The sequence below is a fragment of the Bacillota bacterium genome, from assembly GCA_012837285.1.
GTDB lineage: Bacteria > Bacillota > DTU030 > DUMP01 > DUMP01 > DUNI01.
Genome location: DURJ01000038.1, coordinates 1 through 15,634, shown reverse-complemented (window position 1 = coordinate 15,634; position 15,634 = coordinate 1). Strand labels below are relative to the sequence as shown.

At 53.5% G+C, this 15,634-nt stretch carries 12 protein-coding genes and 1 tRNA gene; 5 read left to right on the top strand and 8 right to left on the bottom strand.

The features are described 5' to 3' along the window. Positions 1 to 141: 141 nt before the first annotated feature. On the bottom strand, positions 142 to 1,125 hold the full coding sequence (locus tag GX016_02390) for an ATP-grasp domain-containing protein (protein HHT70413.1): 984 nt from the start codon (positions 1,123 to 1,125) through the stop codon (positions 142 to 144). Positions 1,126 to 1,375: 250 nt separating this feature from the next. Here GX016_02390 and GX016_02385 point away from each other — a divergent pair, with 250 nt between their 5' ends. Next, complete coding sequence (locus tag GX016_02385) at positions 1,376 to 2,731, top strand: MATE family efflux transporter (protein HHT70412.1); 1,356 nt, start codon at positions 1,376 to 1,378, stop codon at positions 2,729 to 2,731. A gap of 123 nt (positions 2,732 to 2,854) precedes the next feature. Here GX016_02385 and GX016_02380 read toward each other — a convergent pair whose 3' ends face one another. The 7 genes from GX016_02380 to GX016_02350 all read right to left on the bottom strand — a co-directional run bounded on the left by GX016_02380 (position 2,855) and on the right by GX016_02350 (position 12,318). Continuing rightward, the gene (locus GX016_02380) at positions 2,855 to 4,015 is read right to left on the bottom strand and encodes a plasmid pRiA4b ORF-3 family protein (protein HHT70411.1); all 1,161 of its coding nucleotides are present in this window, start codon (positions 4,013 to 4,015) and stop codon (positions 2,855 to 2,857) included. 145 nt (positions 4,016 to 4,160) lie between these two features. Beyond that, the gene (locus tag GX016_02375) at positions 4,161 to 4,544 is read right to left on the bottom strand and encodes a hypothetical protein (GenBank protein ID HHT70410.1); all 384 of its coding nucleotides are present in this window, start codon (positions 4,542 to 4,544) and stop codon (positions 4,161 to 4,163) included. 304 nt (positions 4,545 to 4,848) lie between these two features. Continuing rightward, a complete protein-coding gene (locus tag GX016_02370; GenBank protein ID HHT70409.1) occupies positions 4,849 to 6,687 on the bottom strand; it encodes an ABC transporter ATP-binding protein in 1,839 nt (612 codons plus the stop codon). Continuing rightward, complete coding sequence (locus tag GX016_02365; protein HHT70408.1) at positions 6,674 to 8,422, bottom strand: ABC transporter ATP-binding protein; 1,749 nt, start codon at positions 8,420 to 8,422, stop codon at positions 6,674 to 6,676. Before GX016_02365 ends, GX016_02370 begins: the two co-directional genes overlap by 14 nt. 130 nt (positions 8,423 to 8,552) lie before the next feature. After that, the gene (locus GX016_02360) at positions 8,553 to 9,599 is read right to left on the bottom strand and encodes a type IV pilus twitching motility protein PilT (GenBank protein ID HHT70407.1); all 1,047 of its coding nucleotides are present in this window, start codon (positions 9,597 to 9,599) and stop codon (positions 8,553 to 8,555) included. A 228-nt stretch (positions 9,600 to 9,827) separates the two neighbouring features. Further along, positions 9,828 to 10,691: a DMT family transporter gene (locus GX016_02355; protein ID HHT70406.1), complete on the bottom strand. Its 864-nt coding sequence runs from the start codon at positions 10,689 to 10,691 to the stop codon at positions 9,828 to 9,830. Positions 10,692 to 10,710: 19 nt separating this feature from the next. Further along, positions 10,711 to 12,318 carry a gamma-glutamyltransferase family protein gene (locus tag GX016_02350; protein HHT70405.1) on the bottom strand — a complete coding sequence of 536 codons (1,608 nt, stop codon included), beginning with the start codon at positions 12,316 to 12,318 and terminating at the stop codon, positions 10,711 to 10,713. A 168-nt stretch (positions 12,319 to 12,486) separates the two neighbouring features. On the opposite strand from GX016_02350, the gene GX016_02345 reads away from it, so the two are divergent. The 4 genes from GX016_02345 to GX016_02330 all read left to right on the top strand — a co-directional run. Then, a tRNA-Gly gene (locus GX016_02345) sits at positions 12,487 to 12,561 on the top strand. Between the two features lie 113 nt (positions 12,562 to 12,674). Further along, positions 12,675 to 13,649: an NAD-dependent epimerase/dehydratase family protein gene (locus GX016_02340; protein ID HHT70404.1), complete on the top strand. Its 975-nt coding sequence runs from the start codon at positions 12,675 to 12,677 to the stop codon at positions 13,647 to 13,649. A gap of 234 nt (positions 13,650 to 13,883) precedes the next feature. Further along, positions 13,884 to 15,416, top strand: a complete 1,533-nt coding sequence (locus GX016_02335; protein HHT70403.1) for an ABC transporter substrate-binding protein — start codon at positions 13,884 to 13,886, stop codon at positions 15,414 to 15,416. A gap of 42 nt (positions 15,417 to 15,458) precedes the next feature. Continuing rightward, the coding region (locus tag GX016_02330; protein ID HHT70402.1) for a peptide ABC transporter permease at positions 15,459 to 15,634 on the top strand (176 nt) is incomplete at its 3' end.

The following is a 15,634-nucleotide window of genomic DNA, read 5'->3' as shown; positions in this document are numbered from 1 at the left end:
CTTTTCCTTGCCTATTATGGCTGCGATTGGACAAAAAAGGCTCCTGGAAGTTCACTGGCATTTCCAGGAGCAAGTATAAGACAAGCTTATCTGGTGGCGGAATCACATAACAGGCGGGAAATTTAGGTCGGCTGTTTAGATTTAAGAAGTTAGTGCTTGGGTTGGTTTAATCCGGTAACGCTCTAGAGCGTACCGAACTATGCTTCCGATGAACTCCGATGCAGACATGCCTTTGGCTTCGGCCATGTATCCCATGTAACCTTTGTGGGCTGTGTCCGAGGACATGGTGAGACCGGCGAAGGTATTAATCTCCAGAAAGAAAGGCGTTCCGTCCGGAGCCACGATCATGTCTACCCGGCCGAAATCTCGGGCGTTTAAGACTTGGTAGATTCTTCGCGCCGTGTCTCTAATCCGTTTTTCTTCCGTCTCAGAAAAATCAGCAGGGCAATGAATTATTTCGTTACCGAGCATCTTATGTTCGTAAGTGTTAGTTATAGCTGAGCTGTATTCGATCTCTAAAAGGGGCAGTATTGTTGGGTCTTCATTACCAATAATACCGACGGTGATTTCGCGCCCTTGTATAAACTCTTCTACCAGAGCAGCTTGGCCGATTTGCTGAGTTATTTTATCGATTACTTTGGGCAGGGCCGCAGGCTCTTTGATCACATTCTCTTCGCTGATTCCTCCGCTGCCTCGGCCTTTTACAGGTTTTACGAACAACGGATATCTCAGGGAATGTTCCGGAATCTGGTCGGGACTTTTCACTACAAAAAACTTTGGTGTCGGCAACCGGTGAAAAGCGACCACCTTTTTGCGAGCCGCCTTGCTGGTGGCGACAAGATCTAAGCCGGAACCGACAAAGGGCATGTTGAATGCTTGCAAAAAAGCCAGTTCTCTTAGGGACGAGGCATTAAAAACAATGTCTATCTTAGGGCTTAACAGGTCTTTGAGGGTCTCTTTAGGATCCTTTTTCCACTCGATTAGAGCAGCATCGAAACCGGCGCCCTGGAGGGCCGTCAGGTGCTGAAAGGCCTCGTCGTAGGCATCGTCATAGATATTCTTACTGGAAACCATTCTTTGAAGCTCCACGTTACGAAACTTACGCCAAAAAACTCCAACTTTCAATTCTAGTCCCCCCAGTTATGAGTAGATATGGATCAATATCCAGGCATTTGTGATTTGTCAACCAGTATTATTGTAACATGTAAAGAGCATGATGTGAAATGCAGGCCTTAGAGCTTAGTCCTGTAAGAGGGCAGGGGGCTGTAGACAAAGGGAAGGGAGGGTAATGTACGTTGTCCGCCGCTCTCAGCTGTGCTACAATGAACCCTGGTGATAATTATTGTGTTGGCTTGGCAGTGAGGGAGGACCAAATTTGTCGCAGTTTTTACGTAGAGAGGATCACAGCAACCTGGGACGGCGTATTCGGCAGTTGGCTTGGCCGGCGATCTTGGAGATGGGTTTACATATGCTGGTGGGTGTGGTGGACACTGCCATGGTGGGGCAACTGGGGGCCAGGGAGTTAGCGGCGGTGGCCCTGGGGAGTCGTGTTGTCTTTTCCACCATCTTTGTTTTTGCTGCGGTGGGTACCGGCGCCGCCGCACTGGTGAGCCGTTCTGTCGGTGCCGGGGATCAGGCTGAGGCCGATAAGGTTGCGGGCCAGGCCTTGGCACTGGCCTTCTTGTTAGGACTGGTTATGGCAGCAATGGGCTACTTTTCGGCCGGAACGCTGTTTAGTCTAAGTAGGACCGAGCCGGCGGTACAACACTTGGCTGCAGATTACCTTAGAATTGTCAGTAGGGCTACATTATTTATGCTGCCCCTGTTTGTGGGAAATGCTCTGCTCCGGGGCTCTGGCAATACCCGTACTCCGCTTCTTCTAGCTCTTTTTACCAACCTCATAAACATCGTTGGCGACTATGTACTGATTTTTGGTTGGGGCCAAATACCGGCCCTGGGGGTGGCCGGAGCGGCTTGGGCCACCGCCGGCGCCCAAATCATAGGGGCCGTGCTGGGCTTAATATTGATTTTTAGTGGGCAGTTGGCTCTCCAGGTGCCGCTGAAACGATTGTTGGTCTGGGATTCCAGCTTGGTGCGGCGAATAATTCGTCTTAGTGTACCGGCAGCGCTAGAGGAATTAGTCTATACAATCAGCAGTTTGGCGGGGTTCTTCTTGATTGGGCGGCTGGGCACAGCGGCATTGGCCGCCCACCAGGTGGCCATCACAGCAGAATCGTTTTCTTATATGCCCGGGTATGGGTTTGCCATTGCTGCCTCCACTCTTACAGGTCAGCATTTAGGAGCCGGAGACAGAGATGGTGCTGTTCAAAGCGGCTTCTTAACAGCACGTTACAGCTTAATTGTAATGGGGATCACAGGGGCTGTATTTTTTCTCTTTCCCCGTGTCATTGCCCGGGGTTTTACCAGCGATCCTAACGTGGTGCAATTGGCCACCATCTGTATTCGTATTGCTGCCCTGGAGCAAATGCCCATTGCCTTGGAGCAAGTCATCGCTGGGTCACTGCGCGGAGCCGGCGATACTCGCTATCCGTTCTTAGTTTCCCTGTTAGGGAACTGGGTGCTGCGATTACCATTGGTGGCACTGGCAGTAGTTGTTCTAGAGTTGCCCATCTGGTCCGTCTGGATAATTACCGTCTTTGACTTTTGCCTGCGCTCCGCCCTGTTACTGCTTCGATACCGCGGTCGGCAGTGGGCGGCAATAAAGGTATAAATACAGACCTCCCCACCGTTTTCGGTAGGGAGGTTTTTTAATGGGGAGGATCGTTTGGCGAAGAGACTGTTGCGGCCCGACGGCAGAACAGCACGAGAACTGATGCTGTATAATAGACTGCCTTTATTGCCACAAGGGCGTATACCCGTACCCACTAAGGCAATGCCCGAGTCGGCGGTTTATATCTTCCGGGCTCCATTTTCTTTCAGCTTGGCTTTCTGCCCAAAGTTTCATGTTCTCGTGTTCGGGATCTGTATCGTCGGCCATGATTTGCACATACTCCATATAACCCCCGGCTCCACCCACATCCTCCGGCGGTCTTTCGCCTTTTCCATCGAGATACGTTGCCCTAAATACGTTGGATCTAGTTGTCTTTTCAAGTGTTATGGTGTGCTGCCATGAATCCCCAAAATCATATTCGTATGTGACTTCCTCATGATCGGGGAAGATGTCTTTGAGGGCAATAAACCGTTCCTGCAAAACATTGTAGCGGTCGAAATCCAGCCATTCCAGTGTTTCAGGATCGTCATCCATTACGATCAGCTTTACCTTTGAACCCTTCTTTTTGGCTTCAAACACATGCAAGTGATAATTAAGCCAGTCAAAGACCGTTTGAATAACATTGTGAAGATGCCTAAACGAAAAGGTTGACGGTACTAAGACCCTTCTCCAGATATCAAACCCTTCTATTTCTATCTGTATCTTCAGTTGGTATAGCTCTACATCTAGAACTGATCTGCGGGTTCCGTTCCCATCCTTATCAAGATAACCACTAAGGTATTCAAGCATTTTTTCGATCGGCAAAAGGTACGTATCATCCGGTGAGTCTTGGTAGAGCCTTCCAGTCACAATGCTTATGTATCGTTGCATCAAGGTGCTTTCATCCAGATATTCCTGCATAAATCCTATTTCACGGACGGCGTGATTCATTTTGGCAACCAAGCTTCTGTTTGCTGTTTTTGAAAACTCAATTTCTCCTGCATCTGCCATGTATCTGTCAATAACCGTCTCACAGACGCCTTCCATACGCAGCGCTACTATAATTGCCTCCCGGATGAGGTCTTTTGCGCGGGCAAAATCTTTTGGTTTCGGTCGGTATATGACCACTGGGAATCTTGTGGCATTGTTCATCAAAACAATGGCTTTTCTCCGGTCTATGTTGACTATGTTGGCGTGCCAAGCCATTAAGGCGTGTGGGAGCTGCTCATATCCCTCCGGCGATTTCAGCTCACTGGGGCTGATTTTCATCCTATCCAGCAGGGCTTTTGTACATTGAATAAGCACAGGTATCACTCCTCGACTAAAATGGAGAGAAAAACAGCGTCATGCCACGTCACTCACATTTCACGAAACTCAGGACTAGCTCAGGGCAGTGGCCTCCCCACCGTTTTCGGCGGGAAGGTTTTGCAGTGGACGGCTTTTTAAGGTTCTAAGGTTCTAGGAGCTCGATCAGTTCTTGGTCCGGTCCGCGCAAGAAGGCGATCTTGAGCCCTCCTTCCAGCTCCCGGGGGGCTTCATCCTCCAGTTGCACGCCTGCTTTTTTCAGCTCGGCCCAGGCCCTATCAATGTCGGCCACTCTAAAGGCGATATGGGCTACCGGCCCGTCGTCAGCCGGCACCGGCTGACCCAAATACTGTAGCAGTTCTACAGTGCCTGAACCGGCCCGGAGCAGGGCTTTCTTTAGGCCTCGGGCTGATAAATCGTCTTGGCTTTGTAGGCGCAGCCCCAGGGTATCTTGATAAAAGGTAATGGAACGCTCTAAGTCGGCCACTTGCACGGCCACGTGATGCATGTCTGAGACTGTTATTCCCATTTTCAGAACCTCCTTCAGTTATTCTCTCCTAGCATTATTCGACGGAGTCTTGTCTTACCCTGCAGGCTTCGGGAAGGGACAGAGCTCTCGCCCTACGTGAAGGGCTCTGGATGGGAACACGGGTGGACACGGGGACCCGCCCCTACGTGAAGGGTGCTGGATGGGAACACGGGCGGGCACGGAGGCCTGCCCCTACCTGAAGTTCGCTGGATGGGGGCACGGGCGGGCACGGGGACCCGCCCCTACGCGAAGGGCGCTGGATGGGAACACGGACAGGGACGGCAGAACAGGTCGTGAGGCTCTTTCAGGAGGCTTGGTATCGAAACTGGTTCATGTATAGGTCATAATAAAAGCCTTTGGCTGCCAGCAGCTCCTGATGGGTTCCCCGCTCAATAATCCGGCCGTGGTGGATAACTAAGATCAGATCGGCGTTTTGAATGGTACTCAAGCGGTGGGCAATGACAAAAGTCGTGCGCCCGTGCATGAGATTGAGCATGGCTTGTTGGATCTGAAGTTCAGTCCGGGTGTCTACGCTACTGGTAGCTTCATCCAGGATCAAGATGGCCGGATCGGCCAAAATAGCCCTGGCAATGGACAATAGCTGGCGTTGCCCCTGACTCAAGCTGCCTCCGTCTTCCGACAGCACAGTATCGTAGCCCGCCGGCAACCGGATTATAAACGGCTCTGCCTGAGCTAACCGGGCCGCCTGTTCCACTTGGGCGTCGGTGGCGCTAAGTTTCCCGTAGCGGATATTCTCCCGGACAGTTTCTGAGAACAGGTGTGTATCTTGTAGGACAATGCCCAACTGGGATCTAAGTGAGTCCCTTTTGACGGCACTTATGTCTTGACCGTCGATATAGATAGCCCCTTCGTTTAGATCATAGAAGCGGGCCAACAGATTGACAAAGGTTGTTTTGCCGGCACCGGTGGGACCCACCAGGGCTATGACCTCCCCTGGTTTTACCGACAGATTGATATCTTTTAGCACCGGGACATCGGGCCGGTAGCCAAAGCTTACATGGTGGAATCTGACCTCCCCGCGAACATCCTTGAGTGCTACCAGGCCCGAATGCGTATCCTCTTCCGGGCTTTGGTCCATGATTTCGAACACTCGTTCCGCACTGGCCAGGGCCGATTGAACCAGGTTGAATTGGTTGGCCAGTTCGTTCAGCGGCCGGGTAAACTGCCGGGAGTAATTGGTGAAGCTGGCGATTACGCCTACGGTAACCAGCCCTTTCACTGCCAGCAGGCCGCCAGCAGCGGCCACAATAGCAAAACTAAGACTGTTAAACATGTTCATCAGCGGTGGAATTACCCCGGACAGGATCTGGGCCTGAATCCCGACGGTTTTAAGGTCGGTGTTGGCAGCGGCAAATTGCTCCAACACCTTCTGTTCGCGGACAAACACCTTAACCGCTCGCTGGCCGGTCAGTGTTTCTTCGATCATACTGTTCAATTGGCCCAGCTTTTCCTGCTGACTCAGGAACAGTTTTCTTGTTCGTCGGGCTATGGTTCTGATGGCAAGAGTTATCAGCGGTATTACCAGCAGAGTGAACACAGTGAGCAGCGGGCTCAGCCATAGCATGGCCCCTAGTGTGCCGACCAGCATAATAATGCCGGAAAACAGTTGGGTTATGCCACTGCTTAAGAACAAATTAATGTTTTCGATGTCGTTGGTGATGCGGCTCATGAGCTCGCCGTGGGTCTCACGGTCGAAAAATTGCAGCGGCAAAGTCTGGACTTTGGCAAACAATTCGTTTCGCAGCCGGAGCACCATGTCTTGGGCGATACCGGCAATGGTATACTGTTGAACCCAGGTAATCACAGCTGCCAGAGCGTACACCGCCACCATAACCGCTGAGATTCGGGCCAGTCCGTTGAAGTCTCGCGGTACAATATAGTTGTCTATGGCCCGGCCGATAAGAAACGGGCTGACCAGGTTCAAGGCCGAAGCGGCCAAAACCAAAAGAAACACCAGGGCTAGGGGCTTTCTCTGATGCTGAAAATAGCTCCACAATCTCTTGCCTGTACCTCTTATATCCTTAGCTTTAGCCTTAGGGCCAAACAGGTGTCGGTGTCGTCCGCCTCCTCCGGGCCGTATGGCCGGCGGCGGACCTTTGGCTTTTCCATCAGGCACTGACATCCGCCCCCTCTCTAACTTGAGAGTGGTAGATATCTTGGTACACGGGGCTGGTCCTCAGCAGCTCTTCATGGGTGCCCAGGGCCTCTATCTCCCCGTCTTCCAGCACCATGATCTTGTCAGCATGAAGGACCGTGCTAATCCGTTGGGCAATGACAAAACAGGTGCTGTTTTTGGCTACGTCTTTTAAGGCTTTATGGATGCGAGCTTCGGTTCCCATATCCACAGCGCTGGTACTGTCGTCAAAAATAAGGATGGGCGGCCGCTTGATCAGAGCCCGGGCAATAGCGAGCCGTTGTTTTTGTCCGCCGGATAGGTTTACTCCCCGTTGTCCCAATTGGGTAGCGTATTTTTCCGGTAAGCTCATGATGAAATCGTGGGCCTGGGCTGCCTCAGCTGCAGCTACCACTTCTTCATCCGTGGCGTCCTCTCGGCCCCACTTGATGTTGTCTTTAATCGAGCCCGAGAACAATGTAGCTTCTTGCAGCACCATGCCAATTCCGGCCCTCAGTGTGTCCAGCTTGATATCCCGTACATCCAGGCCGTCTACCAGCACTTGGCCTTCCGTGGGCTCATGGAGCCGAGGGATCAGATTAACCAGGGTGGATTTCCCGGCTCCGGTAGCGCCGAGAATTGCAACGGTGGTTCCCGGTTCGGCTGTGAACGAGATGTTCTTCAGCACCGGCGGCCCCACCGCTCCCGGGTAGCGAAAGGAGACGTTAATAAATTCTACTCGGCCGGACCTAATGGGTTCTTTGGTGGCAGTAGGCGTGTCGGTAATATCGACTTTGGTTGCCAGCACTTCGTTTACCCTGGCGGCTGAAACTTGGGCCCGAGTAAACATCATAAACACCATGCCTACCATGAGAAGCGAGAACAGGATTTGGGTTATGTAATTGATGTAGGCCATGATTTCGCCCACCTTCATCTGCCCTCCGGTTACCTGAATACCGCCTAACCAGATGACAGCCACAATGCTAAAGTTCATAATCAGCATCATAATGGGCATGGCCAGGGCTATAATCCGCGCTGCCTGTATAGTGATGTCCCGGAGGCGGCGGCTGGCTTGGTCGAAACGAGCTTGTTCCCGGTCCGCCCTTACATAGGCCTTAACCACGCGCACGCCGGCCAGGTTTTCTTGCATGACGGCATTAACCCGATCCAAGCTTTGTTGCGCCTTGGTAAACAAGGGAAAAGCCCGACCGGCCACAGCGGCCAACAGCAGGAGCAAAATCGGTATCGCCACCAGCAGGATCACTGTCAGGCGGGCATTTAATGCCACAGCCATGATGATACCGCCTAGGAACAGCAACGGCGCCCGGACCAGCAGGCGCAGCGACATCAAGACCGCGTTTTGCATTCGAACCACGTCATTGGTGAGCCTGGTAATTAGAGACGAGGTCTTAAACCGGTCCAGATTGGCAAAAGAAAAGGCCTGAACTTGATCAAACACAGCTTCCCTCAAGTCGGCCGCGAAGTTGTGGCTGGCAATGCTGGCTGCGATGGTACAACCGATTCCCCCGGTAACCCCCAGCAGGGTGATGCCGATCATTTTAAGACCGGTATGGATAATGAAGGGAATGTCCCCGGTAGCTATTCCTTGATCGACAATGGCGGCCATCAAGGTCGGCTGCCAGAGATTAGCCAGGACTTCAATAAACATCAGCAGAGGTGCCAACAAAGCAGCTTTCCAATGTGGTCGCAGAAATTTATACAGTCCGCTCAAATTACGGTTCATCCTTTCCAATGTCAAGCCAGGTTAAGACCATTATTTGCCAACTAATTATCAGGAAACCTAGAGGCAGGCTTCTGCGCCTGCCCGCGGGCTCTTGTTTTCCAGGCGGTCCAAAGTCGCTTTTTACTGTGGGTTAGGTTGACAGAGACTTGGGGTCGTTGGCGTGGGCCAGGGCTTGTTCGTACGATATCAGCCCTTGGCGGTATAGGTTAGCCAAGGCTTGGTCCATGGTATTCATGCCGTGTTGGGCGCCGATTTGAATCATGGAATCGATCTGGTGGGTTTTCCCCTCGCGGATCAAGTTGCAGATGGCCGGGGTGGCCACCAGGATTTCCAAGGCAGCTACGCGCCCTGGCCCCTGTCGACGCGGAAGCAATTGTTGGGAGATGATACCGGCCAGGACATTGGATAGCTGCAGCTTGATTTGGTTTTGTTGGTAGGGAGGAAAAACATCTACGATCCGGTCAATGGTTTGAGCGGCCCCGGTAGTATGTAGAGTCGATAACACCAAATGGCCGGTTTCCGCGGCCGTAACGGCGATGGAAATTGTCTCCAGATCCCGCATTTCACCGATTAAGATTACGTCCGGGTCCTCTCTCAAAGCAGCGCGCAACCCACTGGCGTAAGTCTTAGTGTCAGTCCCGATTTCTCTTTGCTGGACGATGCTTTGGTTGTGTCGGTGCACAAACTCCATGGGTTCCTCTAAAGTGATGATATGAGCACTGCGAATACTGTTAATCTTGTCGATCATGGCTGCCAAGGTGGTGGATTTACCGCTACCGCTGGGCCCGGTAACCAAGATAAGGCCTTTGGTGCGGAGCGCCAGCTCAGTTAGAACCGGAGGCATATTTAGCTGTTCTAAGGTGAAGGGGACCAGGGCCACAGTTCTGATGGCCAGGGCATGGTGGCCGCGCTGGCGAAAGGCGTTAACTCTAAATCGCCCTAGTTTTGGCACCGAATAAGAGAAATCAAGCTCTCCCAGCCGCTGATATTCCTCCCACTCTGCCGGGGTCATGATCTCCTGGGCCAGAGCGAGGGTGTCGTGGGGGGATAGTATCCCGCCTGAACCGGGGACCAGGCGGCCATCGAGGCGAAACGTGGGCGGTACACCCACCGTCAGGTGTAGATCGGAAGCCTTAAGGCTAAACGCTTGGTATAGAAGTTCGGTTAATCTGGCCATTGACAGTCTCTCCGTTTCATCAAGAACTATTTTTGTCGGTGAAGGCTTCATACCTCTCCCTTAACTCCCGTAGGACGTTAAACATGCAGATCCGGTTCTTTTTGTTCTTTTGTACTGATAACATAATAAACTGTTTTTCTATCGGGGGCAACTGGCCTGAATACCGAGGCCAAGGGTCGGCTAGCCGGCCAGCCAGCCGACCGACTACATTTTTGTTGTTGGTTAACTTTATTCCGAGGCCGTGGCCAGGCTCTTGGAAGCGAACAGAAATATTGCTACACCGGCTAAGAGCAACACCCCGGCGGCCAGCTGTAGTAGCCCCGGTACCGCACCGAAAATTACATAATCCCATAGGCAGGCTCCGATAGGCTCTCCTAAGATGGCCACTGTCACCGTAGTGGGAGAGAGATAGGCCAGGGCCCAATTAAACACCGAATGGCCCAAAATAGTACAGACTAAAGCCAAGGCCAGAAAGATGAGCCAATCTTGGGCCGGATAGCCTATTAACGCTTGTCCGCTGCGCAGCATCAGCAGCAGGAGTGTAAGGGCGGCACCGCTGTAGACCCAAAAAGTGTAGGTTAAGACTCCAATCTCACGCCGGACAAAGCGGCCCAAAATCAAGTAGCCGGATATGAACACGGCTCCGAGAAAGGCCAACAGATCACCGTAGAGGCTGCTGCCGGATCCCAACATATCCACTGCGGCCAGCAGCAGGCCGCCGGCGACAGCCAGGGCGATGCCTCCGTAAGCCTGGGCCGGTAACTGCTCCCGGAAAAAGAAGCGTGCTGCCAACGCCACTATCACTGGTTGCAAAGTTACCAAGGCTACCGAGCTGAGCACGCTGGTAAAACCCAGGGAGGCAATCCAGACGGCAAAATGAAGGCCGAGGAAGATGCCGGCCAGAAAAATCTGCCACCACAGCGGGCGGGGCACTGGCTTAAGTCTACCCCTGGCCAGTAACAAGGTGGCGGCGGCGGCCAGGAACAGGCGATAAAAGGCGATCACCGCTGCCGGGGCAGTAGAGAGTTTAATCAGCGGAGCCGCAAAGGACACCGCCACAACTCCCAACAAAACAGCTACTTTTGGTTTCACCGGATCAGCTCCTCTATTTCTACCAAGCGGCCACACAGCCGTCGGTGCGGGATTCGGTGGCGCCGCAATAAACGCCGTCCCTACCCCGCCAAATGATCTGGCCGCGCCCAAACGGTGCTTTATGCAGACCTACGCGCAGCTTGTGTCCGCGCCGCTCCAGTTGTTGGGCTAAATGTTCGGGGAACTGCTGTTCTATTTCCACCACGTTGTCTTTGATCCACTGCCAGCGCGGTGCATCCAGAGCAGCTTGAGGATTTAGGCCAAAATCGATGATATTCATCAGAACCTGGACATGGCCTTGCGGTTGCATCAGGCCGCCCATTACGCCGAAGGGTCCGACGGGCTGGCTGTCCTGGGTTAAAAATCCGGGGATAATGGTGTGATACGGGCGTTTGCCAGGCCCAAGAGAGTTAACGTGCGTTGGATCCAAGCTAAAACAATGCCCCCGGTTGTGCAGGGCGATGCCTGTTCCCGGAACCACCAGGCCGGAGCCGAAACCGGTGTAATTGCTTTGGATATACGAGACCATGTTTCCCTGCTCATCGGCGGTGGCTAAATAAACCGTGCCGCCGGACAAAGGTTCGTCGGTCCGAGGGAGTCGGGCCCTTTCCCCGATTTCCTCCCGGTGGGCCCAGGCATATTCTTCCGTTAGCAAGTCGCTGATGTTAACGGTCATTGACTTTGGATCGCCAATGTATTTTCTGCCGTGAGCAAAAGCAGACTTAATGGCTTCGATTTGCCAATGATACGTGTCCAGGCATTCTTTTTCGCTGAATTCCCTACCGGCCAAGATATTAAGAGCCATGAGTGCAACCAATCCCTGACCATTCGGGGGCAGTTCCCAGACCTGGTAGCTGCGGTAGTTGACGCTGATAGGCTCCACCCACTCCGGAGAAAAGGCAGCCAGGTCTGGTTGGCGAAGAAAGCCTCCGTAGGAGCGGGAGAAAGCATCTATTTTTTCGGCCAGCTCACCGCGATAAAAGGCTTCGGCATCGGTCTCGGCGATAAGTTTAAGCGTCCGGGCCTGAGCCGCCAAGCGCCACCTTTCTCCGGGAAGTGGGGCCCGTCCCAGGGGAGCAAAGGTGTCAAACCAGAACTTAAATTCTTCTCCTTCAGCTTCCTTAGCATACCGGCGATAGTTCTTGGCCCATTGTTGGGCTGTGCCCGGAGCCACCGGATAGCCCTCCTCGGCGTAGCTAATGGCCGGGGCCAGCACTTTAGCCAGAGGTAGTTGCCCGAAACGGTTGCTAAGCTCAGCCCAAGCCGACGGCGCCCCCGGCACCGTCACCGGTACCCAGCCTAAGGAAGGGATTTCGTAGCAGCCTTGTTGCTTCAGTGTTTCTATCGATAGGGCCTGCGGCGCCGGGCCGCTGGCATTGAGGCCGTATAGTCTTCCTTTAATCCAGGCCAAGCAAAACGCATCGCCCCCGATTCCTGATCCGGTAGGTTCTACCACCGTGAGGCAAGCGGCGGTGGCTATGGCCGCGTCCACCGCATTGCCGCCTTGACGCAACATCTCCAGCCCGGCCTGGGCGGCTAAAGGTTGCCCCGTAGCTACCATGCCTTTCTGGCTATAAACTACGTTGCGGCGAGCCGGGTACTGATAGACTAATGGATCAAACTGCATCTTGAATCACCCTTTCCTCAAACACCGTCATGGACTCATATTGTAGTTTTTACAGGGTAACGGTGTTTTCCTTCTGGACCCAGCAAAAATTATTGTCACCTCCCTATTTGCTGACCCGGCAAAACCCTTGCCAAGGGCCATTTGGTTGGAGTATAATTACTCTAGCGAGCGGAAGTAGCTCAGTGGTAGAGCATCGGCTTCCCAAGCCGAGGGTCGCGGGTTCGAATCCCGTTTTCCGCTCCATCTGCATGTTCAAAACAGGGTTTCGGCAGCGATTCTTCCCATGCCGCCGGGAATCCCGGGCTTAAGGTCAGGGACTTGAGGCGGTTTATTTTTCGCTAAAAGCGGGTGAAGGCATGGTTTTGGTTACTGGTGGCACTGGCCATATTGGCAACGTACTTGTCCGAAAATTGGTTCAGAGGGGCGAGAGCGTTCGGGTTTTGGTCCTGCCGGGCGAATCCCGGGCCTCGCTGCAGGGTTTGGAGGTAGAGTTTGCAGAAGGCAACGTTCTCGATCGGGCTAGCTGTCGCACCGCCATGGCCGGGGTAGACGTGGTGTACCATCTGGCCGGCATCATTGCCATCGCCCCCGGCACCGAGAGACTTATGTGGGAAGTGAACGTGACCGGGGCCCGAACAGTAGCCCAAGCGGCGGCGGAGATGGGGGTAAGGCGCTTAGTCCATGTGGGTTCAGTGCATGCTTTTGCCCGCGGCCCCGGCCAGGTGGTGGACGAACGCACACCTTTGGCTCTTACTGCCCCTTGGAACAATTATGATCGGACCAAGGCCGAAGGCGTGGCCGCTGCACTGGATTTGGCCCAGGACGGGCTTGATGTGGCGGTAGCCTGCCCCAGCGGTGTTATCGGCCCTTACGATTATTTAGGCTCGGAAATGGGTCGGCTTATTCGCACCTTTGCCCGGCCCGGGTACCATTTATTGACGGAAGGCGGCTTCGATTTTGTCGACGTGCGCGACGTAGCCGACGGGCTCATTCAGGTGGCGGACCAGGGACGCGGCGGGGAAATATATATTCTCTCCGGCACCTATGTCTCCCTAGCAGAATTGCACCAATCGGTACAGGCTGTGGCCAACACTAAGTCGGCCAGTGTAGTTGCACCGACAAGTCTGGCTTTGGCTATCGGCAGAATCATGCCTTATTACTATCGCCTAACACGAACCATACCCCAGATTACCACTTACTCGGTACTGACGGTGGCCGAGAAATGCCGCTTTTTGCACGGAAAAGCTGGCCGGGAACTGGGCTACGAACCGCGCCCCCTGCTGGACACCATCGAGGATACGCTTTTGTGGTGGCAAAATTTGGCTGAATAAAGTTACCTGCTTTGGCAATAATTTTCGGCTGCAAGCAAAAAAAGTAGTGACCAAACCAACAATATGAGTTATAATACAGTTGGCGGGCACAAGACGCCGGTCTACAAGTTGTTGGTTGCACCATTCAGACTAATCTGTTTATCGGGGAGTAGTGCGCCCTTTAATCATTAATGATTAGCACTATTAAGACAATAGGAGGCGAAAACAGTGAAGCGATCCCGGTGGTTAGTTCTTATGGGGTTGGTCCTAGCGGTCGTTGTTTTCTTGGGCGGTTGTGGCGGTTCGAAACCGGAAGCGGAACCAGCGGCAGGAGATAAAACCATAGTGGTAGGTATTAAACAATCCATCGACAGTCTGGATCCGGCCCTGTACCGGGATCGTGTGAGCGAGACGGTGGTACGCAACATGTTTGACGGCCTGGTTACGCGTACCACTGAGATGGAAATTGTCCCGGAGCTGGCAGAATCGTGGGAGAACCCTTCACCGACGGAATGGATTTTTAAACTTCGGGAAGGGGTTAAGTTCCATAACGGCGATCCATTTACCGCCGACGATGTGGTCTATAGCTTTGAGCGGATTCTGCTACCGGGTTCTATTGACGGTCAATCTTCGCCTCGTACCGGCATGGTGGGACCCATGGAGCGGGTGGAGAAGCTGGATGAATATACAGTGAAGTTTGTCTTTAGTGAGCCGTGGCCCATCTTTTTGCGTATTCTACCGCACCATCAGATGGTACCGAAGAAATATGTCGAAGAACACGGTGCTGCCCACTTTGCCCAAAACCCAGTAGGGACCGGGCCCTTCAAATTTGTACGCGGCCGGCTGGACGAGGAAGTGGTAATGGAACGCTACGACGATTATTACGGCGGCTCTCCTGATCTTCCACCGGTAGGCCCGGCTCCGGCCCAGACGGCAGTGTTTAAGGTGCTGCCGGAGACAGCCACCCGGGTATCGGCTTTGCAGGCCGGCGAAGTGCACATTGTTCAAGCGGTACCGCCCCATTTGGCCAGTCAGCTGGAGGCCGATCCCAATGTGGAAGTGAAGACAGCCGTCGGCACCCGGGTGTTTTTCCTGGAGCTTAATGTCACCAAGCCACCGCTGGATAAGGTGGAGGTGCGCCGAGCGATAAACCACGCCATTGATTGGGATTCCATTATCGAAAACGTGCTGGAAGGCTATGCTATTCGTACTGCGGTCCCGGCTGTTCCCGGTTGCTTCGGTTATAACGACCAGATCAAAGGTTACGAGTATGCACCGGAGAAAGCACGGGATCTGCTGGCGGCAGCCGGCCATCCCAGAGGCTTTAACCTGATCATCGACTGCGAATCGGAGTTTAAGGATGTAACTGAAGCTATTGCTCAGCAGCTGAACGAAGTGGGTATCGAAGCCAGCGTCCGGGTTTGGGACGGCGGGGTGCTCAAACCGTTGCTCAGAGAAGGGGAGCGACAGGCATATTTCGGCAGTTGGGGCAATTCCACCATGGAACCCTATGACTTGTTCCAACCAAAGTTTTCCCCTGGCGAACGGGGTAACTATGCGCAATACAGCAATCCCAAGTTCGATGCTCTGCTGGCCAAAGCGGCCGTTACCACAGATGAAGCGGCCCGAGCCCAAACATACCGAGACATCCAACAACTGATTGTGGAGGATGCTCCCTGGGCGTTCGGCTATTCCAGTCAAGAGATCGAAGCTTGCCGGTCTAACGTGGTTAACTGGGTGCCGAGCCCGGATAACAGGATTAATCTGCATGATGTGGATCTTAAGTAGCCGGGCACCGGCCCCGGCAGTCGAAGGAAGGAGTGACCTACTATGCGTTGGGCCAAAGTCTTAGAGCGTACGCTGCTCACCTTCCCTCTTATGCTGGGAGTGGCCATAGCTGTGTTTTTGTTCATGCGTCTGACCCCGGCCGCCGATCCGGTGGATCTGATGATGGGTGAATCGGGCCATGTGTCGGCGGCTGAAATAGAACTTCTACAGCAGGAATT